Origin of the sequence: Sphingopyxis sp. RIFCSPHIGHO2_12_FULL_65_19, from assembly GCF_001830555.1 — a bacterium.
Classification (GTDB): domain Bacteria; phylum Pseudomonadota; class Alphaproteobacteria; order Sphingomonadales; family Sphingomonadaceae; genus Sphingopyxis.
The window spans coordinates 56,143-75,952 of the sequence record NZ_MIAM01000023.1; the positions used below are offsets into that span (position 1 = coordinate 56,143).

Here is a 19,810-nt window from a genome sequence, read left to right on the forward strand (position 1 = left end):
CCGTGGTCGCGGGCGTGTGCGACGGCTTCATCGGCAACCGGATGCTCAAGCCGCGCCAGGTCGAGGCGATGAAGCTGCTGCTCGAAGGCGCGACGCCGGCGCAGGTCGACAAGGTGCATGTCGAATTCGGGATGCCGATGGGGCCGTTCCAGATGAGCGACCTTGCCGGCGTCGATATCGGCTGGCACCGCGACCCCAACCGCATCGAAAGCATCCGCGACGCGCTCGCCGCCGAAGGCCGCTGGGGACAGAAGAAGCAGGCGGGCTTTTACGATTATGACGAGAAGCGCCAGCCGTCGGAAAGCCCGCGCGTCGCCGAGATCATCGAGGAATTCCGGACGAAGGAAGGCGTCGAAAAACGCGAGATCACCGATCAGGAGATTATTGAGCGCACGCTTTATCCGATGGTCAACGAAGGCGCGCTGATCCTGTCCGAAGGCAAGGCGCAGCGCGCGTCGGACATCGATGTCGTGTGGATCTATGGCTATGGCTGGCCGGTCTATCGCGGCGGCCCGATGTTCTGGGCCGGACTGGAAGGCACCGACAAGATCGTCACGGCGCTGGAAAAGCACGGGTTCGAGATCGCGCCGTTGCTGAAAGAGAAAGCAGAGGCGAAGTCGGGCTTCTAAGCCCCGTCCGCTTACGAAAAGCAGGCCGTCTGTCCCAGCGCGGGGCAGGCGGCCTTTCTTTTGCTTCGCGACCGCCACAGGTGCGACCGGAAACTTGCGATACAGGGTTAAAGCGGTGGCAACACCTGCCGTTACGGCAGAATATGAACGCCATGTCCCTCCTCGCCGTCCTTCTGCTTTCCGGCAGCGTGCCGACATCGGCCCCGGTGGCGACGCCGAAAGCGACGGCGGTCGGGATTGCGCGGGCGCGCATCCTGTCACCCGCCGAGGTGCGGCGTGTCGGGGACCGGATCGAGGTGAGGACGGGCGAGCGCAAGGCCCCGACGCAGGTGCATCGCACCGAACGCCGCGAGGGCGGCGAGACGGCGGACTTTTACTAGCGGACCACGCCAACGCCCGTTCGTGTCGAGCGAAGTCGACACACACCAGAACAGCGCCAGACGCATCTCGACGTCGCTCGATGCGAACGGCGTTGGGTGTAATGCGTCAACCCTGCAACGTCTGGATAATCGCCGAGAAGTCGCGGCCATGCTTGTCGGCCTCCACAAAGGCCTCATAGAGTTCGCGTGCCTTCGATCCCATCGGGACGTCGGCGTCGACGCTTGCCGCGGCCTCCATCGCGAGCCGGAGATCCTTGAGCATCAGCGCCGCGGCAAACCCGCCCTTATAGTCATTGTCGGCGGGCGTCGTCGGGCCGACACCGGGCAGCGGCGCGTAGCTGGTCAGCGACCAGCATTGCCCCGACGACACGCTGGCGATGTCGAAGAATTTCTGGGGGTCGAGCCCGAGCTTCTGCGCGAGCGCGAGCGTTTCGCACGTCGCGACCATCGACGCGCCGAGGAGCATGTTGTTGCATATTTTCGCGCCCTGCCCCGCACCGGCATCGCCGGCGTGGATCACCGCCTTGCCCATTTTCGCGAGGATGGGCTCGGCGCGCGCAAAACCCTCGTCGGTGCCGCCGACCATGAAGGTCAGCGTTCCGGCATTGGCGGCGGCGATGCCGCCCGACACCGGCGCGTCGACGGCAACGAGGCCCTTGGCGGTCGCGGCCTCGATATTCGCGCGCGCGGTGGCGACGTCGATCGTCGAGCAGTCGAGGAGCAAGGTCCCCGGTGCGGCGTTCAGGAAAACATCGGCTTCATAGACCGAGGCGACATGCTTGCCCGCGGGGAGCATGGTGACGATGGCTTCGGCACCGGTCACCGCTTCGGCGGCGGATGCGGCGCGGGTGCAGCCTGCCTCAACAGCGCGCACGAGCGCGTCTTCGCTAAGGTCGAAAGCGCGCACCTCATGGCCCGCCTTCGCGAGATTTGCGGCCATGCCGCCGCCCATGTTGCCGAGTCCGATAAAGGCGATTTTCATAACATTTCCAATTCACCGAGAATGACAATGATGCCGAGAAAGGCAAAGATGGGGCCAAGTATGAAACCGAGAATGGCCTGAAGATATTTGAGGAACCAATCAATCCTTGTCGTGGGCAGCGGCTCCTCGCCCGTTGCCTTAACAATGGCCGCCTCGAGAATGCTGATCGTCTCTTCTTTCCGGTATCGCCAGTGATTCCACCCGACCCATAAGAGCAGCAGGCCCATCGCCAGATAACCGATACCGGCGATCACCGCCCCTTCCACACGCCCTCGCGTTTCTCGATGAACGCGGCCATGCCCTCGGCCTTGTCCTCGGTCGCCGCCAAAATCTGGAACAGGCGGCGTTCGTAGATCAGCCCCTGATCGAGCGTCGTTTCGAACGCGGCGTTGACCATGTCCTTGTTCACCATCGCGGCCATCGGCGGCATCGCGGCGATGACGGTTGCGGTCTTCACCGCTTCGTCGACCAGCGACTCATGCGGCACGACGCGCGCGACGAGACCCGAACGCTCGGCTTCGGCGGCGTCCATCATCCGGCCGGTGAGGCACATTTCCATCGCCTTCGCCTTGCCGATCGCGCGGGTCAAGCGCTGCGACCCGCCCATGCCGGGGGCAACGCCGAGCTTGATTTCGGGCTGGCCGAATTTCGCCTTGTCCGACGCGATGATGAAGTCGGCCATCATCGCCAGCTCGCAGCCGCCGCCGAGCGCGAAGCCGCCCACCGCAGCGATCCACGGCTTGCGCACCTTTTTCACGAAATCGCTCGTCCATTTCGAGAAGAAGTCCTCGAGGTAGAAATCGGACGCGGGCTTGTCGGCCATTTCCTTGATGTCGGCGCCCGCGGCGAACGCCTTGTCGCCCGCGCCGGTGAGCACGGCGCAGCGCTGGCCGGGGTCGGCTTCATAGGCGGCGAAGGCGCCGATCAGATCGTCGAGAACGCTGGAATTGAGCGCATTCAGCGCCTGCGGGCGGTTGAGCGTCACGAGCGTGACGGCGCCGCGCGTTTCGACAAGGAGGGTTTCGTAGGTCATTCTCTTAGTCTCCAGATAATCGTAGCCGCGGACTTGATCAGGTATCCATGACCGCGTGGCTCCCGGATCAAGTCCGGGGTGACGAAGTCAGGGGAGCGGGGTCCATTTCTCGTTTTCAGGCAGCGGCGCGAAGATCGCGTCGATCCAGTCTTCGGTCACCGCCTCAGGCGTCGGCGGGTCCCATTTCGGGCTGTTGTCCTTGTCGACAATCAGCGCGCGGACGCCCTCGATAAAATCGTGCATCTGAACGACGCGGCTGCCGATCGCATATTCCTGGCGCATCTGCTCGGCGAAGTCGTGCATCTCGCCGCCTTCCTTGAGCTGGCGGAGCGCCACCTTGCACGTCTGCGGGCTTTTGGTTCGCAGCGTCGCGAGTTCCTTTGCGGCCCACTCACCGCCGTCGGCTTCGAGCGCGGCGAGAATATCCTCATAGGTATCGCTCGCGAACAGGCGGTTGATCCGTTCGATATGCTGGGTGATCGCGGCGGGCGGCGCGGTGACCGACAGCTCGCCCAAGATGCCGCCGATGCGGCCCGGATCGACCGCGATCCGCGCCTTGGCATCGTCGAGATTTTCAGACGGCAGATAATGCGTCGCGAGACCAAGCGCCAAACACTCCGCGCCGTCGAGCCGCGCGCCGGTAAGCGCGAGATAGACGCCGACGCGCCCCTCGAGTCGCGGCAGATACCAGCCGCCGCCCACGTCGGGGAACAGGCCGATCCCCGTCTCGGGCATGGCGAAGCGCGTATGTTCGGTCGCGACGCGGTATTTCGCCGGCTGGGAAATCCCGACCCCGCCGCCCATGGTGATGCCGTCCATGAAAGCGACGACGGGCTTCGGATAGGTGAACAGCAGGTGGTTGAGGCGATATTCGGTGTGGAAGAAAGCGCGCGCCTCCTTGCCGTCCTTCGCGCCGCTTTCCGCGAGCATGCGGATGTCGCCGCCGGCGCAGAAGCCGCGCCCTTCGCTGTGGTCGATCGTCACCGCGTCGACCGCATCATCGCCGCGCCATTTGACGAGCGCGTCGATCATCGCGTCGCACATGGCGAGATTGAGCGCGTGGATCGCCTTGGGGCGATTGACCGAAATGCAGCCGACGCGAACGTCGGTCGAAATCAGGACGTCTTCGGTCATTGGCGCAGCAGGTCCCTTCCGACAATCATCCGCATCACCTGGTTGGTGCCCTCAAGGATCGAATGGACGCGCAGGTCGCGCCAGAACCGCTCGATCGGATAGTCGCGCAGATAGCCATAGCCGCCGAACAATTGCAGCGCGTCGTTGACGATCTTGCTGCCATTGTCGGTCGCGAGGCGCTTTGCCATCGCCGAGAAGCGCGACTTGTCGGGGGCGTTAGCGGTGACCTTGGCCGCAGCCATATAGAGCAGCGCCCGCGCGGCTTCGAGGTCGGTCGCCATGTCGGCGAGCATGAACTGGGTGTTCTGGAAATCGGCGATCGGCTGGCCGAACTGCTGGCGATCCTTGGTATAGGCGACCGCCTCGTCCAGGCAGCGCTGCGCGCCGCCGAGCGAGCAGGCGCCGATGTTCAAACGCCCGCCGTCGAGCCCGGCCATCGCAAAGCGGAAGCCGTCGCCTTCGGCGCCGACGAGATTTTCGGCGGGCACGCGGCAATCCTCGAAGATCACCTGGGCGGTCGGCGAAGCATTCCAGCCGAGTTTTTTCTCGGGCGCCCCGAAGCTCAGACCCGGCGTGTCCTTTTCGATGACCAGACAGCTGATCCCTTTGGATTTTTCCTCGCTGGTGCGGACCATGCAGACATAGATGTCGTTATAACCCGCGCCCGAGATGAACTGCTTCGTGCCATTGAGCACATAATGGTCGCCGTCCTTCTTCGCCGTGGTCTTGAGCGCCGCGGCGTCGGAGCCCGAGCCGGGTTCGGTCAGGCAATAGCTCGCGATCTTTTCCATGCTGACGAGGTCGGGCAGGAAGCGATCCTTGATCGCGGCGCCGCCGAAGCGGTCGATCATCCACGCCGCCATATTGTGGATCGAGATATAGGCGCTGGTCGCGGGGCAGCCATAGGCCATCGCCTCCATGATCAGCGCCGCCTCCATCCGGCCGAGCCCGATCCCGCCCGATTCCTCGACAACGTAAATCGCGCCGAAGCCCAGCTCGCCCGCCGCCTTCCACACGTCGACGGGATAATGATGTTTCTCGTCCCATTCGGCCGCGAACGGCGTGATGCGATCGGCGGTGAATTTGCGCGCCATATCCTGGATGGCGAGCTGGTCGTCGGTAAGCTGGAACTGGTCGGTCATGGTCATTTCTCGATAATGGCTTCGGCTTCGATTTCGACTTTCCATTCGGGGCGGATCAGCGCGGGCACAACCAGCATTGTCGATGCCGGTCGGATATTTTTGAATGCCGATCCATGCGCCTGCCCCACCAGATCGGCGTCGGCGGCGTCGGTGATATACATGCGCGTGCGCACGACATCGGCGAAGCTGCCGCCGAGCGCCTCAAGCGCCTCGCCGATGATCGCGATGCAGCGCGCCGCCTGTGCCCCGGCGTCGCCGGGGGTCGAGCTGCCGTCGGACTCGATCGGTGCGCAGCCCGCGACGTCGATGCGGTTTCCAATGCGAACCGCACGGCTGTAGCCGTAGACGGGTTCGAACGGGGACGCCGAGCTGTGGTTGCGGCGGCTGGAATCAGCCACAGCTGACCTGCGTGATCGTGTAGGCGTCATCGTAGAGGACATTCACGCGGTCCTGGCGATAATCCATCGTCATCGCCGAGCGCGGCGGGCCCCAGCGCAGCGTGCGTGCGCCCGCGGCCTTCAGGATCGCGCCGCCGATGTCGGGCGTCGCTTTCTGACCGACATAGGATTGCGCGGCGTCGGCCTTGCACGTCATTTCGGCAGGGGGCGGCGGGGTCGAATCGACGGGCGGGCGCTCTTGCGAACAGGCAGCGAGCGGCAGGACGGCGGCAATTGCCAGAATGCGGATGTCCATCATGTGTCTCCCTTTCAAAAAACGATCAACCGGCGCAGCGCGTATAGCGCATCGCACCCGCCGCGGCACCCTCGCCCGAATCGCGGCGGACGAGCGTCTTGCCGCCGTCCGCAAGATTGAGCTGCATCCGCCGGTCCCATTCGACGCCCTCGCCGCTGAACTTATAGTCCGCGACGATCCGGTTCGCGTCGCTGTCGCGAACGCGCGCCAGTTCGCCGTGCGATTCATAAAAGCGCAGGTTCGTCGCATCGATCGTCAGCGCGGTGAGGTCAGTGCCCTTCTTCGCGGTGCAATCGGCCGCCTTGAGCGCCCACCGGCCGCGGATCGCAGGGGGAATGGCCTTGCCATCGCCGATCGTGTCGGTTTCGGGCGCCGGCGACGTTTTGTCGGTTGTATCGGGCAGGTCCGCATCGACCGTCGCGGGTGCTTCGGCGCGCGCGGACGGCCGGGACGGTTCCGGCGCTCCGATCGAAGCGCTGGCTTCGGGGCCCGCTTCCTCATCCTTGCCGCCACTGCACGCGGCGAGCAGCAGCAAAGTGGCGAGCGGCATCAAGCGGGTCATCGACAATCTCCTTCGAGAGGAGAAATGCCCGGCGCGGCGGCGGGTTTCATCGCGCGCATCATCATTCGGCGCCGCTTTCGCCCAGCACCTTGTCGCGGAACAGTGCGGTCGCGAGATCGGTCTGGTTATACCGATACCAGCGCGGCGCGGGCACCCCCGCCTGCCAAGCCAGCGCCTCGGTCAGCGTCCCTTGCGCCGATGGCACGTCAGGCATCGCCCGCCCGATCGGGTCGGCATAAGCCGTATCGGCGCTGACGACGGTCCAGCCGGCCTTGCGCAGCGCGCGAACGAGGTCGGCGATATAAAGCGCGGCGAGGTCGGTTTCGTGGAGCAGCATCACCTGCACCGGCTGGCGGCCGGTAACACGCTGCATCATCGCGTCGGCGAAATCGGCCGCCTCGACATGCCAGGTCACATAGAGCTGGCCGAGCGCCTTGCGGTCGATCGCCTTGCCGGCGCGCACCGCTTCACGCGTCAGGCTTTCGAGATGCCAGTCCGAGGATTCCGCAGTTACATATCCGTTGCGCAATCCGCGTTCGGTGAGACCCGCGCGCAGGGCGTCGCGCTTTGCCTTGTCCTTCCCGCCTTCGTCGAGGAAGGGAAAGCGGAACCAGGGACGATAGCCGGGACGCCCCTTCAGCCACGCCTCCGCCGCGTCAACGTCGGCGAGATAGGCGGCGGTGTCGGTGGTGCCCAGCCTTTTGTGGCCGTAGCCATGATTCGCGATCACATGCCCCGCGGCGACATAGGCCGCGATGCGCTGTTCGCCGCCAATCCCGTCGCCCTGCCCGATCGCGCCCGGGTTGACGAAGAAGACCGCCTGGGGCGCTTTCGCCTTTTTCAGCTCGGCGATGATGCGCCGGGTGCGCTCGTCGGGCGTAAAAAAGGCGCCGCGCCCACGCGGGACGTCGTCGAACGACAGCGCGATCATCTTCTGCGCCGCCGCCGGAACCGGCAGCAGCAACAGCAGCATCAGGGGAAGAAGCAGCCGGCGCAGCAACGCCGGCTTATCCCATCGTCGGAATGACGAAGGCGTTACCGCCGTCGGGCGAGCCGTCGGGCCAGCGCTGGGTGATCGTCTTGACCTTGGTCCAGAATTTCACCCCTTCCATGCCGTGCTGGTTGGTGTCGCCGAACGCCGAGCGCTTCCAGCCGCCAAAGCTGTGATAGGCGACGGGCACCGGGATCGGCACGTTGATGCCGACCATGCCGACATTGACGCGCGCGGCGAATTCGCGCGCGGCGTGGCCATTGCGCGTGAAGATCGCGACGCCGTTGCCGTACTGATGCTTCGACGGCAGTTCGAGCGCTTCTTCGAAATTGGCGGCGCGGACGATCTGGAGCACGGGGCCGAAAATCTCTTCCTTGTAAGATTCCATGTCGGTGGTGACGTGGTCGAACAGGGTCGGGCCGATGAAGAAGCCCTTTTCATGGCCCTGAAGACTGAAGCCGCGGCCGTCGACGACGAGTTCGGCGCCTTCGTCGGCGCATTTCTGGATCCAGCCTTCGACCTTTTCCTTGTGCGCCTGCGTCACCACCGGGCCGTAATGCGCCTCGGCATCGGTCGATACGCCGACGCGCAGCGCCGCGATCGCGGGAATCAGCTTTTCCTTGAGGCGCTTGGCGGTCTCGTCGCCGACCGGGACGACGACGGGCAGCGCCATGCAGCGTTCACCCGCCGACCCGAAGGCGGCGCCGGTGAGGTCATTGACGACCTGATCGAGGTCGGCGTCGGGCATGACGATACCGTGGTTCTTCGCGCCGCCCATCGCCTGCACGCGCTTGCCGTTGGCGACGCCGCGGTTGTAGACATAATGCGCAATGTCGGACGAACCGACGAAGCTGACCGCGCCGATGTCGGGATGGTCGAGGATCGCGTCGACCATTTCCTTGTCGCCGTGGACGACCTGGCAGATGCCTTCGGGCAGGCCGGCTTCAAGGAAGAGTTCGGCGAGACGGACGGGGACCGACGGGTCGCGCTCGCTGGGCTTGATGATGAAGGCGTTGCCGGTCGCGATGGCAACACCCGACATCCACAGCGGGATCATCGCCGGGAAGTTGAACGGGGTGATGCCCGCACCGATGCCGATCGGCTGGCGCATCGAATAGACGTCGATGCCCGGACCCGCGCCCTGCGTATATTCGCCCTTGAGCACATGCGGGATGCCGCAGCAGAATTCGATGACTTCCAGCCCGCGCTGAATGTCGCCCTTGGAATCGGCGATCACCTTGCCATGTTCGCTCGACAGCATGTGCGCCAGGCTGTCCATATTCGCCTCGACCAGGCGCTTGAATTCAAACATGACGCGCGCGCGGCGTTGCGGGTTGGTGGCCGCCCAGCCGGGCTGCGCTTTCTTCGCCGCGGCGACCGCGCGTTCGAGAAGCGCGGCATCGCCAAGCGCGACCTGCGCCTGCACGCCGCCGTTGTTGGGATCAAAGACGTCGCCGTGGCGGACGCTGCCGCCGGCACCGCCGACGATGTGGTGGTCGATCTGTCGCATGGCATCGCTCTCCCGGTAAATCCTGTCGCTGCCACAGCCCAGTTGCGCAGTGATTGCAAGGGATAGACTTGCAGGACCAACCTGCATATTTGCAGCAGATGGACTGGGACAAGCTGCAATATTTCCTGTTTGTCGCGCGCCACGGCACGCTCGCGCGCGCCAGCGCGGCGCTGCACGTCGATGCCACGACGGTGAGCCGACAGGTGGGGGCTTTGGAAGCCGCGCTGGGCCAGACGCTGTTTGAACGCGCGCCGACGGGATTTGTTCTGACCGCAGCAGGCCGGTCGCTCGTTCCGCACGCCGAAGCGATGGCGGCCGCGGCGGCCCGCATTCACAAGGCTGACGAGGGCGGGTCGGCGCTGTCGGGGCAATTGCGGGTCAGCGTGTCCGAAGGTTTCGGCAACAGCTTCATCGCCCCGCGCCTCGCGTCGTTCGTCGCCGCGCATCCGGAGCTGGAGATCGACCTTGTCGCCTCGTCGGGTTTCCTCAACCCGTCGCGGCGCGAGGCCGACATGGCGGTGCTGCTCGCGCGGCCCAGGAAAGGCCCGCTGATCACGCGCAAGCTGGCCGATTACAGCCTGGGCATCTATGCCCCCGCCAACCGGCCCGACTGGCAGGACGCGGTCGCCGCCGCGCCGCTATCGCGCACCGGCATCCCCGTGATCGGCTATATGCCCGACATACTCTATGCGCCCGAACTTGATTATCTGGGCGAGATCGAGCCGGGGCTGCGCGCCACGGTGCGCTCGTCGTCGATCCTGGCGCAGCGGCGCATGATCGCGGGCGGCGCGGGGGTCGGCGTGCTGCCCTGCTTCCTCGCGAGCGGCGATCCGGCACTGGTGCGCGTGCGCCCCGATCAGGCGATCGCACGCGCCTTCTGGCTTGCCCTCCACCGCGACGTCGCGCCGCAGCCGCGCATTCGCGCCTTCATCGACTGGCTCGACGGCGAAGTGCGCGACGCGCGCGGATTGCTGGTGCCCGGCTGACCGCGCGCGATCAGGCCTTAGCCTCCACCGTGACCGGCGCGAGGCGCGGGCTCAAGATATGGATCGCGAGCACGGCGAGGAAATAGACAATTGTGCAGGCCGCGAAGATGAGCGTGTAATTGCCGCCGGTCGCGTCGAGCACCAGCCCGGTCGATTTTGCCATAATCATGCCGCCGACGCCGCCCGCAAAGCCGCCGAGCCCGATCACCGATCCGACCGCGCGTTTCGGGAACATGTCCGGCGGGATCGACAGGATTGTCGACGAAAAGGCCTGGTGCCCCGCGAGCGCAATTCCGATCAACACGACCGCAAGCCACATATTCTCGAGTCCTGAGACGAAGAGCAGGGGCAGCACACAACAGCCCGCGCCCAGCATCGTTGCCTTGCGCGCAAAATTGACGCTGTGCCCGGTCTGGATCAGCTTTGACGACACCCAGCCGCCGAGGATGCTGCCGACGTCGGACAGCAGATACATGATGATCATCGGCAGCAGTACCACCTTCAGGTCGACATTATAGGTCGTGCTGAAATATTTGGGCAGCCAGAAGAGCATCAGGAACCACACCGGGTCGGTCAGGAACTTGCCGGTCGCATAGGCCCAGGCTTCGCGCTTGGTGACGATCGCTCCCCAGCCGAGACGCTCGATCTTTTCGGGCGGGTCATGCTCGATCCAGGCCAGCTCGGCCTCGGTGACCTTCCCGCTTTCGCGCGGGTTGCTGTAAAGCCAGAGCCAGAGGATCAACAGCAGCACGCCGAAGATGCCGGTGTAGATGAAGGTTTCGCGCCAGTCGAAACCCATCCAGACCATGAACAGCCAGATCGTCGGCGCCGTCAGGATGACCCCGATCGTCGTTGCGCTATTGACCCAGCCGATCGCATAGGACCGCTCCTTTTGCGGGAACCATTCGCTCGATGCGCGCACCACGGACGGGAAATGCCCCGCCTCGCCAACGCCGAGGATGACGCGCGCCAGCATGAACGAGACGACCGAAGAGGCGAAGCCGTGCGCGACATGGCCGACGGTCCAGATGCTGATCGCGATCGCATAGCCGACCTTTGGCCCGAAACGGTCGATCAGCCAGCCCATGAGGAGGAAGCCGAGCGCATAGGCGGCCTGGAAGGCGGTGACGATGTTGCCATAGTCATTCTCGCTCCAGCCGAGCTCGTCGCCGAGGGTCGGCGCGAGCAGGCCGAGCATGGTGCGGTCGATATAATTGACCGTGGTTGCGGCAAACAGCACCGCGACGATCAGCCAGCGGTATCGCCCCGACTTGGGCACTGGCGCCGCCGTCCCTCCGTCCGCGAATGCCTGTGCCATAAACCTCTCCCGTTTCTTGCTTTAATAGCTCTTGATCGAGCAGCCGACGCGGATTTTTCCGTCAAACAGCGCTTCGGCCCGCTGGCCGGGCCTGATTTCATGGATTCCCGTGATCGCACCCGCCGAAACCCAGGTGCCGGGCGCGATCGCGATGTCGCGCGCGCGCAGGATGTTGATCAGGAACAGCGCCGACCCGAACGGACCGTCGAGCATTCCCTCCATCGTCGCCGCGCCGACCGTTTCGCCGTCGATCGCCATTTCGACCGGCATATGAATCAGGTCGGCGTCCTGCCAACCCGCAATGGGCGGCCCCAGGATCAACCCCTTGTTGTTGCCATAATCCGATGCGGTCACCGCCGGACCATGAAGGTTGATTTCGGCGAAAGGCGAACTCGCAATCTCGATCCCTGTCCGCACATCAGCGATGCAGGAGCGGACGCTGTCGATATCGTAATCACGCGTCCCGACCGCGCCGAAACAGAGCAGCACTTCGGCTTCAGCGGCAGCGAAGCCGTCGGCATAGACCGGCATCGTCGGCAGTGCGACGCCACCGAAAATCTCGTCGACAAAAATCGGGCCGGTCAGGCGGTTGCCGCCATAGCGTTCGACAAGGTCGGGCGCGATCCGTCCGACCTTCCACCCGCCGACGCGGCGCCCGTCGAGTGCGATCGCGCGATCCTGGATCGTATAGGCCTCGGCCATCGTTTGCGGCATCGGGCCGGGATAGGCGGTAAGCGGTGTCTTTCCCGCACGCGCGTCGATTAATGCGCGCGCCACATTGTCTTGATCGCTTGTCGCCAGCATCTTTCTCATTTCCCTCTTCCGCCATGCGGTGTAAGAGACACCGGTGTCAAAAGCAAGCAAATATCGGACAGGCCCCGGCACGTTGCATGAGCCGCCCCGCCGGACGCGGCGCCGCAAACGGCGCGGATCGTCATCCTAGCCGAGCGCGCGAAAGCTGAAATTGCGGAAGCGCGCTTCGCCCTGCCCCGCCGAATAGAGTCCGGGGCGCAGCATCAGGAACCCGCCACGCACATTATGGTGGTATCCCGACACCTCCATACCGCGGTCGAAACGCACCCAGGTCTTTCCGCCGTCGCCGCTGGTGTCATAAGTGACGATGTGGCGGTCGTTGGTGACGCGCATCCGCAGACGCCCGCCATGCGGATTGACCGGCCGGGCGCGCTCGATCCCATATTGGTGCGTGACGAACCGCGCGCCATCGAAGCCGAGCCCGCAATAGAGTTTCTCGTCGTAAAAGAGGATCAGCCCCGCAGTGCCGCCGGGCCCAACCTCGATATCGCATTCAAACCGATAGGCCTGGTCGCCCGCGATCAGCAGCAGCGGCGATGAATCGGCGGGCGCCTTGCCGCGGGCCGCCAGCACCAGCGCGCCATCCTCGACGCGCGCGCGGCGCTGTTCGTCGGGCGCTGGCTTGAAGAAATTCCATTTCGCGCCGAGCGCGAGTGTCGAGAAATCGTCCGACAGCGCCATGCCGTGCGGCCCCGCGAGCGCGCCGCCCTTCGGCTTCGCGATCGACGCCGACAAGTCGCCCCCCGTCATGCGGAACCAGCCGTCGTCGGTCCATTCGATCGGATCGAGCAGCGCCTGGCGGCCCAAGGTCCAATAGCCATTTTCATATCCGTGATAGACGCTCCACCAGTCGCCCGCCGGGCCCTCGACCAGCGTCGCATGGCCGCGCGACCACCATTTTTCGGCGGCCGATCTGGTGCGGACAAGCGGATTGGCGGGACAATTTTCCCATGGTCCGTGGATCGACTTCGACCGCGCCGCGATCACCATATGCCCCGTCGGTGGCCCAGCGGTGCCGCCCACCGCCGTCACCATATAATAATAGTCGCCGTGGCGGATAATCTTCGGCCCCTCGGGCGCGAAGCCTTCGACGACCCAATCGGACGGATAGCGCCAGGGATCATAGACATGTTCGGGCTCGCCGATGCGCTTGCACCCATCGTCGGACAGGCGGACACGGTCGCCGCCCGACAGGAACAGCCAGCGCGACCCGTCCTCGCCAACCGCATGACCGGGGTCGATATGGTTCGGCAGGTTAAGGTCGATGGGTTCGCTCCACGGCCCCTCGATCCGGTCGGCCCAGATCACCCAGCTCGTGTTCGGGCCCTTGGTCGGGATGTAGAGATAATAGCGGCCCTGGTGCTTCACGAGTTCGGGCGCCCAGACCGACCCGATATTCTTGTGGAGCGCGGGCCCGATCGGGCGCCAGTTCACCAGATCGCGCGAATGCCAGATGACCAGCCCAGGATAGGAGTCAAAGGTCGAGAAGGTCATATAATAATCGGCGCCGTCCTTCAGGATCGACGGATCGGGATGGTCGCCGGCCATGATCGGGTTGAGGAAACGCCCGTCACCAAGATCCGCCTTGCGCTGCCCGTCGAAACCCGTGGCCCATGTCGGCGTCGAGCCGGATGCTGCGGGTGCCGTCGCCGCCCATGCGGCCGCGGTTGTGCCAAGCCCCGACAGGCCGGTTGCCAACAGCCCGGTCCCGGCGAATTTGAGCATGTCGCGGCGATCGGTCACTTTGCTCTCCTTGGAAAAAGAAAGGCCCGGCTCCCTGAAATCGGAAACCGGGCCTCACCGGGACAAACCCGTTTGCGTCAGATCTTGACGCGCGCGCCGAACAGGAAGGTACGGCCGTAATGGTTGTTTTCGTAATTTCGGCCGGCAAAAATATCGTTGAAGCGATACCGATAATCGTCGGTCAAATTGGTGCCCTCGATCGACACTTCGATCTGTTCGGTCACCTGATAGCGGATCGAGGCATCGACGTTGAACGAGCTGCCATAGCCTTCAAAGATATTATTGTTGCCACTGGTGCTGTCATTATAGCCGCTGCGCCACGCCGCCGAGGAGCGGATCGAGAATTTGCCGTCGTCATAATAGACCGTCGCATTCCAAGCGCGCTTGGCGAGTCCGAGAAGCGGCTGGGTATAGGTGCCCGCGGGCTGCGATTCGAGGCGGTTATCGGCCGGATCATAAGCGAGCGGGCCGGCCACCGTATAGTCGACGTCGCTCTTCACGAAGGTCGCGTTGCCGAGGACGCCGAAATGGCGCAGCGAGTCCGAGAAGACCGAGAAAGGCAATTGCAGCGACAGTTCCACCCCCTTCAGATTTGCGCCGGGGCCGTTGCCCGTGGTGCGGAACTCGAACTGGCGATTGGGATCGTCGCCATCGACGACGGCAACATAGGCCGGCGTGCCGGGTGTCAGCAGCGACAGCGGCAAGCCGCTCGACGCATAGGTGCCCTGCAACGACGTCGAAATCGGGAAGCTTTCGATGTCCTTGGCGAACAGCGCGACCGACGCGATGGCACCCGGCGCGAAATACCATTCGGCCGCGAGGTCGAACGTCGTCGCACGATAGGGATCGAGGAACGGGTTGCCCGATGTGATGCGGAAGTTGAACTGGTCGACAGTGCCGCCCGGCGACAGGCTGCCCAGCGTCGGCCGGGTGATCACTTTCGCGATCGCGCCGCGCAGGATCAGATTTTCGGTCGGGTGCAGGTTGACGTTGAACGACGGCAGCCAATCGTCATAGGTCCGGTCGACCGTGACGAAGGTCCCGCTGGCAAAGCCCGACGATGACTGATCGGTCTTGACGTAGCGCACCCCGGCGTTGCCCGTCAGGCGCATGCCGAGCACGTCGGTTTCAAACTCGGTCATGAACCAGCCGCCATAGGTTTTTTCGGTGACGGCGCGCTGCTGGCCCTGCTGGAGCACGGCGGGACGATTATACAGATCGATCAACGCCGTACCCGCGTCGAGATCGGGAACGATCCAGGCGTTGGTGTTGCCCGCGGGCTGCCCGGCATCGCCGAGGTTGAAGAGTTCGGCGATGTCCGATGTCACCGGCAGGCCGTTGGTGCCCGGCGCGCAGGTGAAGGCCGCGCAATAGGTGCTGTCGCGGCTGAACTGGACGGTATCAAAGTCGAATTGGCGATAGAAACCGCCGGCGAGCAGCTTGAACCGATCGGCAACCTGCCAGTCGAAATCGGCGGCGAAGGTCTTGAACTTGTTCGTCTGATACGACGGGCGATCGCGAAATTCCGCGAGTTGGAACGCCGTGGGATCTTCGATGCCGGGGCCGAAGCTGAGCACCGGATATTTCATGTCGGTGTAGTCGAAACGATATCCGGTCGCATCGCGATCGTCGAAGGCGAGCGTCGTTTCAACCGGGATATCGGCCTGCGACTTGGAAAAGCCCGCGATCAGCTTCACCCCCAGCGCGTCGGTCAACCGCTGTTCGAGCCGGCCCGAAAGCTGGTAGAATTCGGTTTCGCTCTGGCGCGAATAGCGTTCGGTGCGGACATAGACATTGTCGAGGTCGGCGGCGATCAGATTATTGTTCGCGTCGATCGTGTAGTTCGACAGGTCGATCGAGCGTTCGTTGCTGCGCAGCAACACCTCGCCCCAATATTCGTCGCGCGTTTCCTTGAATTTGGAATAGAGACCGTCGATCGAAATCTTGGTATTTTCGCTCGGCTCGAACTGGATCGAGGCGGTGGCGCCGAGGCGCGAACGATCGTGGCTGACAAGGCCATAGCGCGGAATACGCGGATGGAAGGCTTCGGCGACCTCGACGCAGCCCGCCGACGGACTGGCGACGAAGTTCGACCCCGCAAGACAGGTCACGCCATCGACGCTGCGGAACGGGGCCTGCGCCCAGCGCACGGTGTTGTTGCCCAGCTCATCGGTGCCATAGTCGGACCAGGCGACCGACGCCGACACCCCAAAGGTGCGATCGACATTGGTCCAGGCGATCAGCCCGGCGAGGCGCGGATCGACATCCTTGGTCAGGTCATTGTAGCGCGCCTGCGCCGATGCGACGAGCGTCAGCCCCTCCTTGCCACCGAGCGGATTGCCGGTGTTGAGATCGACGACCGCGCCGAGCGAGCCTTCATCGAGCGAAGCAGACGCCGTCTTGTGGACGACGAGCGAGGTGAAAAGCTCGGACGCAAAGACGTTGAAGTCGAAGGCGCGGTCGCGGTTCGCCGACGCGCCGTCGGTCGAGGTCGCGATCGTTTCCATGCCGTTGAGGCGGACGCGCGTGAACTGCGCACCCAGCCCGCGCACGGTGATCGCGCGGCCTTCGCCGGCGTCGCGCTGGATCGAGATGCCCGGAATACGCTGGAGCGATTCGGCAAGATTCTGGTCGGGGAATTTCGCGATATCTTCCGCGACGATGACGTCGACCGCCGAAATCGAGTCGCGTTTTTGGCCCAGCGCCTTGTCGAGCGATGCCCGAAAGCCGGTGACGACGATTTCGTCCTCGCTCGCGACCGGATCAGCCGAGTCCTGCACCGCATCCTGCGCCCAGGCCGGCGACACCGCCAGCACGGCAAGCGAAGCGCCGCACGCCAGTCGGGTCAAAGTGCGAATGCTCCGCATTGCATGAATAGCCATTATCATCCTCCCATATCGCCCCGTTGCCCCCGCTCGCGCAAGGAATGACACCGGTTACTTTGCTGAACAAAACGATTTGGCTAACCGTTTCATCCGTCGATTTTTCAGAGGTTGATGGCGGTCGCCGTCACATGCAGCGAACCGGATCAGACCCTCTCCCTTGGAAATATTTTCTCGTTGACCGATTGGGGTAACCGGTGTCAGAAAGATTGCGGATTGCGACGAACATGTCAATACCCCAATGAACAGGAGAGATAGGATGCCCAAAAAGCTTTGGATAACCGCGCTTTTTCTGGCCCTTACCCTGCCATCGGATATGGCAATGGCGGCCGATACGACGCCGCTCGCCTTCCCCGGCGCGGTCGGTCCGGCGGCACAGACTCCGGGTGGCCGCGGCGGGCAGATCTTGCGCGTGACGACGCTTGCGCCCGACGGGCCGGGGTCGCTGAAGGCGGCGATCGACACGCCGGGGCCGCGCATCATTGTGTTCGAGGTCGGCGGCGTGATCGACATGGGGCGCCAGTCGATCGAGATCAAACATCCCTATCTCACCATCGCGGGGCAAACCGCGCCGGGTCCAGGCATCACCCTGATCCGGACGGGCATCGACGTGAAGACGCACGATGTCATCCTGCGCCACCTGCGCGTCTACACCGGCGTCGACGGCCAGCCGAAGCGCAGCGGGTGGGAGGCCGATACTTTTTCGACCGTGGCGGCGCATAATGTCATCATCGACCATTGCACTTTGATGTGGGGGATCGACGAGAATATGTCGGCGTCGGGGCCGCGCTTCACCGGCAAGAGCGTCGAGGAATGGCGCAAGGGCACGAGCCACAACATCACCTTTTCGAACAATCTTGCCGCCGAAGGACTCGCGGACGCAAGCCACCCCAAGGGCGAGCACAGCAAGGGATCGCTGATCCACGACAATGCCACGGGCATCGTCTTTTACCGCAATGTCTGGGCGCATAATGTCGAGCGCAACCCGTTGATCAAGGGCGGCGGGCAGGCGCTGATGATCAACAATCTGATCTACAACCCGCAACACCGCGCGGTGCATTACAACCTGATGAACCTCGAATGGGTCGGGCACGACTATGTGACGGGCCAGATCACCGCGGTCGGCAATGTGATGCGCGGCGGCAACGACACCGACAAGGACCTGCCATTCCTGATGCTGGGCGGCGACGGCGACCTCGCCTATTATGGCAAGGACAATCTGCACGTCGATCGCCACGGCGCGGCGCTGCCCGAATTCGGCCGCTATGGCGAAACGCAGGCAAAGCTGATCAGCGCCAAGGCGCCGCTCGCGCCGCTGGGCGGTTATCATATCCTGCCGGTGCGCGATGTCGAAACATCGGTGCTGTCTACCGCGGGCGCACGCCCCTGGGCGCGCGATGCTGAGGAAATTCGCGTGCTCTTCTTCGTCGCCGAAGGGCGCGGCGACGTGATCGACGACGAGAAGGAAGTGAGCGGTTATCCCAAGGTCAAGGAAGTGCGCGCGCCCTTTGTCGACGCGGCGTGGGACCTCGCGACGATGGAACCGAAATCGGGGGTCTATCCGGGTCAGTCGACGCCCTTGCCGCAGGAAAATCTGTCGCAGCGCGACCGCGCATCACGGACGGGCAATTGACGATGAGCGCGCTCCTCGCGCTCCTTCTTGCCGGCAGCGGCGCCCCGGCGATGGTCGTGATCGACGAAGCCGCGACGGTGCGCGAAGAAGCGCCGCCGCATGGCGCCATCGGCCTGTCCACAGCCTGGCGGATCAGCGACGCCGCCCCCGCCCCGCGCAGCTTCGAGTTCCGCAAGCGCGCGCTGCATGTCGGCGCGGCGATCGGCGTGCATCCGATCGACCATGACGAAATTTATTATGTGCTGTCGGGCACCGGCGTCGTTCATTCGGATGGCGAGGAGAAAGCTTTGACGGCGGGCACTGCGGCATGGCTCTACAAGGGCGCCAAGGTGGGTATTCGCCAGACGGGACACGCGCCGCTGGTGCTGATCATCGCATATCCGAACAAGGCGCCTGCGCCATGACGCTCGATCGCCGCGCGCTGCTGGCGGCCAGCCTTGCGCTGCCCTTTGCGAGCACGGCGGCGCAGGCCGCATGGACCCGCCCTGCGGGCCTTGCCCCCGACGCAAGCATCGCGCTGTGGCCCGAAGGCCATATCAAGCCGCCGCCGGGGCTTTCCGAACAAGTCGTGCAGCGCAGCGACGATCCGGACGCCAGCGACCGGATGCTGCAAGCGATCACCCGGCCGCGGCTGGACATCTTCCGCCCGGCGAAGCCTAATGGCGCGGCGGTGATCCTCGCGCCCGGTGGCGGCTATCGTTACGTGGTGATCGACAAGGAAGGTTATGAGCTGGCGCGCTGGCTGAAGGAGCGCGGCGTGACCGTTTATGTGCTCTTCTACCGCTTGCCCGGCGACGGCTGGGCGCATGGCGCCGATGTGCCGCTGGCCGATGCGCAGCGGGTGGTGCGACTGGTGCGCAGCCGCGCGCCTGTCGATGGTATTGACCCCGCGCGCGTCGTCTTTGGCGGCTTTTCGGCAGGCGGTCAGGTCGCCACGAGCCTGCTCACGCGCTTCGATGTCCGGGTTTACGACCGGGTCGATGCTGCCGACGCCGTGTCGGCGCGGCCTGACGCGCTCGCCGCTATCTATCCCGTCGTGTCGATGGACCCGGCGATCAGCCATGCGGTGAGCCGCGAAAAACTGATCGGCGCGAATGCCGACGCGTCGCGCGAGGAACGCTATTCGCCCGAACGCAACGTCCGCGCCGACCAGCCGCCGCTGTGGCTGCTCCACGCCGAGGATGATCAGGTGGTGAAGGTAGAAAACAGCGTCCGGCTGCGCGCCGCGACGCGCACCATGGGCGCCCCGGTCGAAGCGCATTTCTTCGAGCGCGGCGGGCATGGTTTCGGGCTGATGAAGACCGCGGGGCTGCCCGTTGCGATCTGGCCCGAGCTGCTGTGGAACTGGCTGGGGTCGCACGGGATCGTATGACCGCCCC

General features: G+C 64.5%; 20 protein-coding genes. 6 read left to right on the forward strand and 14 right to left on the reverse strand.

The window, feature by feature from the left end; translation table 11 throughout:
* Positions 1-629: 3-hydroxyacyl-CoA dehydrogenase family protein (locus A3E77_RS07015; RefSeq protein WP_293644452.1), on the forward strand; the 629-nt coding region annotated here is incomplete at its 5' end.
* Between the two features lie 152 nt (positions 630-781).
* Entirely contained in the window at positions 782-1,009 is a 228-nt protein-coding gene (locus A3E77_RS07020; RefSeq protein ID WP_293644454.1) for a hypothetical protein, read from the forward strand.
* 106 nt (positions 1,010-1,115) lie between these two features.
* Here the strand turns inward: A3E77_RS07020 and mmsB are convergent, their stop codons facing one another.
* From mmsB to A3E77_RS07070, 10 genes are all read right to left on the reverse strand, one after another.
* Complete coding sequence (gene mmsB / locus A3E77_RS07025) at positions 1,116-1,991, reverse strand: 3-hydroxyisobutyrate dehydrogenase (protein ID WP_293644456.1); 876 nt, start codon at positions 1,989-1,991, stop codon at positions 1,116-1,118.
* Positions 1,988-2,245, reverse strand: coding sequence for a hypothetical protein (locus tag A3E77_RS07030; RefSeq protein ID WP_293644458.1), 258 nt, complete (start codon positions 2,243-2,245; stop codon positions 1,988-1,990). The genes mmsB and A3E77_RS07030 overlap by 4 nt, the downstream gene beginning before the upstream one ends.
* Positions 2,242-3,024 (reverse strand): enoyl-CoA hydratase-related protein, encoded by a 783-nt coding sequence (locus A3E77_RS07035; protein WP_293644460.1) that lies wholly within the window; start codon positions 3,022-3,024, stop codon positions 2,242-2,244. The genes A3E77_RS07030 and A3E77_RS07035 overlap by 4 nt, the downstream gene beginning before the upstream one ends.
* 87 nt (positions 3,025-3,111) lie before the next feature.
* On the reverse strand, positions 3,112-4,158 hold the full coding sequence (locus tag A3E77_RS07040; protein ID WP_293644462.1) for an enoyl-CoA hydratase/isomerase family protein: 1,047 nt from the start codon (positions 4,156-4,158) through the stop codon (positions 3,112-3,114).
* The gene (locus A3E77_RS07045; protein WP_293644616.1) at positions 4,155-5,300 is read right to left on the reverse strand and encodes an acyl-CoA dehydrogenase family protein; all 1,146 of its coding nucleotides are present in this window, start codon (positions 5,298-5,300) and stop codon (positions 4,155-4,157) included. The genes A3E77_RS07040 and A3E77_RS07045 overlap by 4 nt, the downstream gene beginning before the upstream one ends.
* Positions 5,301-5,302: 2 nt before the next feature.
* Positions 5,303-5,698, reverse strand: coding sequence for a RidA family protein (locus A3E77_RS07050; protein ID WP_293644464.1), 396 nt, complete (start codon positions 5,696-5,698; stop codon positions 5,303-5,305).
* Positions 5,691-5,993, reverse strand: coding sequence for an I78 family peptidase inhibitor (locus A3E77_RS07055; RefSeq protein WP_458574421.1), 303 nt, complete (start codon positions 5,991-5,993; stop codon positions 5,691-5,693). Before A3E77_RS07055 ends, A3E77_RS07050 begins: the two co-directional genes overlap by 8 nt.
* Before the next feature lie 25 nt (positions 5,994-6,018).
* Positions 6,019-6,555: a hypothetical protein gene (locus A3E77_RS07060; protein ID WP_293644468.1), complete on the reverse strand. Its 537-nt coding sequence runs from the start codon at positions 6,553-6,555 to the stop codon at positions 6,019-6,021.
* Between the two features lie 61 nt (positions 6,556-6,616).
* On the reverse strand, positions 6,617-7,528 hold the full coding sequence (locus tag A3E77_RS07065) for a polysaccharide deacetylase family protein (protein ID WP_293644470.1): 912 nt from the start codon (positions 7,526-7,528) through the stop codon (positions 6,617-6,619).
* A gap of 34 nt (positions 7,529-7,562) precedes the next feature.
* Positions 7,563-9,056 carry a CoA-acylating methylmalonate-semialdehyde dehydrogenase gene (locus A3E77_RS07070; RefSeq protein WP_293644472.1) on the reverse strand — a complete coding sequence of 498 codons (1,494 nt, stop codon included), beginning with the start codon at positions 9,054-9,056 and terminating at the stop codon, positions 7,563-7,565.
* 98 nt (positions 9,057-9,154) lie between these two features.
* Between A3E77_RS07070 and A3E77_RS07075 the strand changes: the two genes are divergently transcribed.
* Complete coding sequence (locus A3E77_RS07075; RefSeq protein WP_293644474.1) at positions 9,155-10,042, forward strand: LysR family transcriptional regulator; 888 nt, start codon at positions 9,155-9,157, stop codon at positions 10,040-10,042.
* A gap of 10 nt (positions 10,043-10,052) precedes the next feature.
* Here A3E77_RS07075 and A3E77_RS07080 read toward each other — a convergent pair whose 3' ends face one another.
* The 4 genes from A3E77_RS07080 to A3E77_RS07095 all read right to left on the reverse strand — a co-directional run bounded on the left by A3E77_RS07080 (position 10,053) and on the right by A3E77_RS07095 (position 16,798).
* A complete protein-coding gene (locus A3E77_RS07080; RefSeq protein WP_293644476.1) occupies positions 10,053-11,360 on the reverse strand; it encodes an MFS transporter in 1,308 nt (435 codons plus the stop codon).
* Between the two features lie 21 nt (positions 11,361-11,381).
* Positions 11,382-12,137: a 2-keto-4-pentenoate hydratase gene (locus tag A3E77_RS07085; RefSeq protein ID WP_293644478.1), complete on the reverse strand. Its 756-nt coding sequence runs from the start codon at positions 12,135-12,137 to the stop codon at positions 11,382-11,384.
* Between the two features lie 162 nt (positions 12,138-12,299).
* On the reverse strand, positions 12,300-13,898 hold the full coding sequence (locus A3E77_RS07090; RefSeq protein ID WP_458574425.1) for a family 43 glycosylhydrolase: 1,599 nt from the start codon (positions 13,896-13,898) through the stop codon (positions 12,300-12,302).
* Between the two features lie 95 nt (positions 13,899-13,993).
* Positions 13,994-16,798, reverse strand: a complete 2,805-nt coding sequence (locus tag A3E77_RS07095; protein WP_293644482.1) for a TonB-dependent receptor — start codon at positions 16,796-16,798, stop codon at positions 13,994-13,996.
* 259 nt (positions 16,799-17,057) lie between these two features.
* On the opposite strand from A3E77_RS07095, the gene A3E77_RS07100 reads away from it, so the two are divergent.
* Genes A3E77_RS07100 through A3E77_RS07110 form a run of 3 tightly spaced genes read left to right on the forward strand, consistent with a single transcriptional unit; the run spans position 17,058 to position 19,803 of the window.
* A complete protein-coding gene (locus A3E77_RS07100; RefSeq protein WP_458574422.1) occupies positions 17,058-18,431 on the forward strand; it encodes a pectate lyase family protein in 1,374 nt (457 codons plus the stop codon).
* A 2-nt stretch (positions 18,432-18,433) separates the two neighbouring features.
* Entirely contained in the window at positions 18,434-18,835 is a 402-nt protein-coding gene (locus A3E77_RS07105) for a cupin domain-containing protein (protein WP_293644484.1), read from the forward strand.
* The gene (locus tag A3E77_RS07110) at positions 18,832-19,803 is read left to right on the forward strand and encodes an alpha/beta hydrolase (RefSeq protein ID WP_293644486.1); all 972 of its coding nucleotides are present in this window, start codon (positions 18,832-18,834) and stop codon (positions 19,801-19,803) included. Before A3E77_RS07105 ends, A3E77_RS07110 begins: the two co-directional genes overlap by 4 nt.
* Positions 19,804-19,810 lie beyond the last annotated feature (7 nt).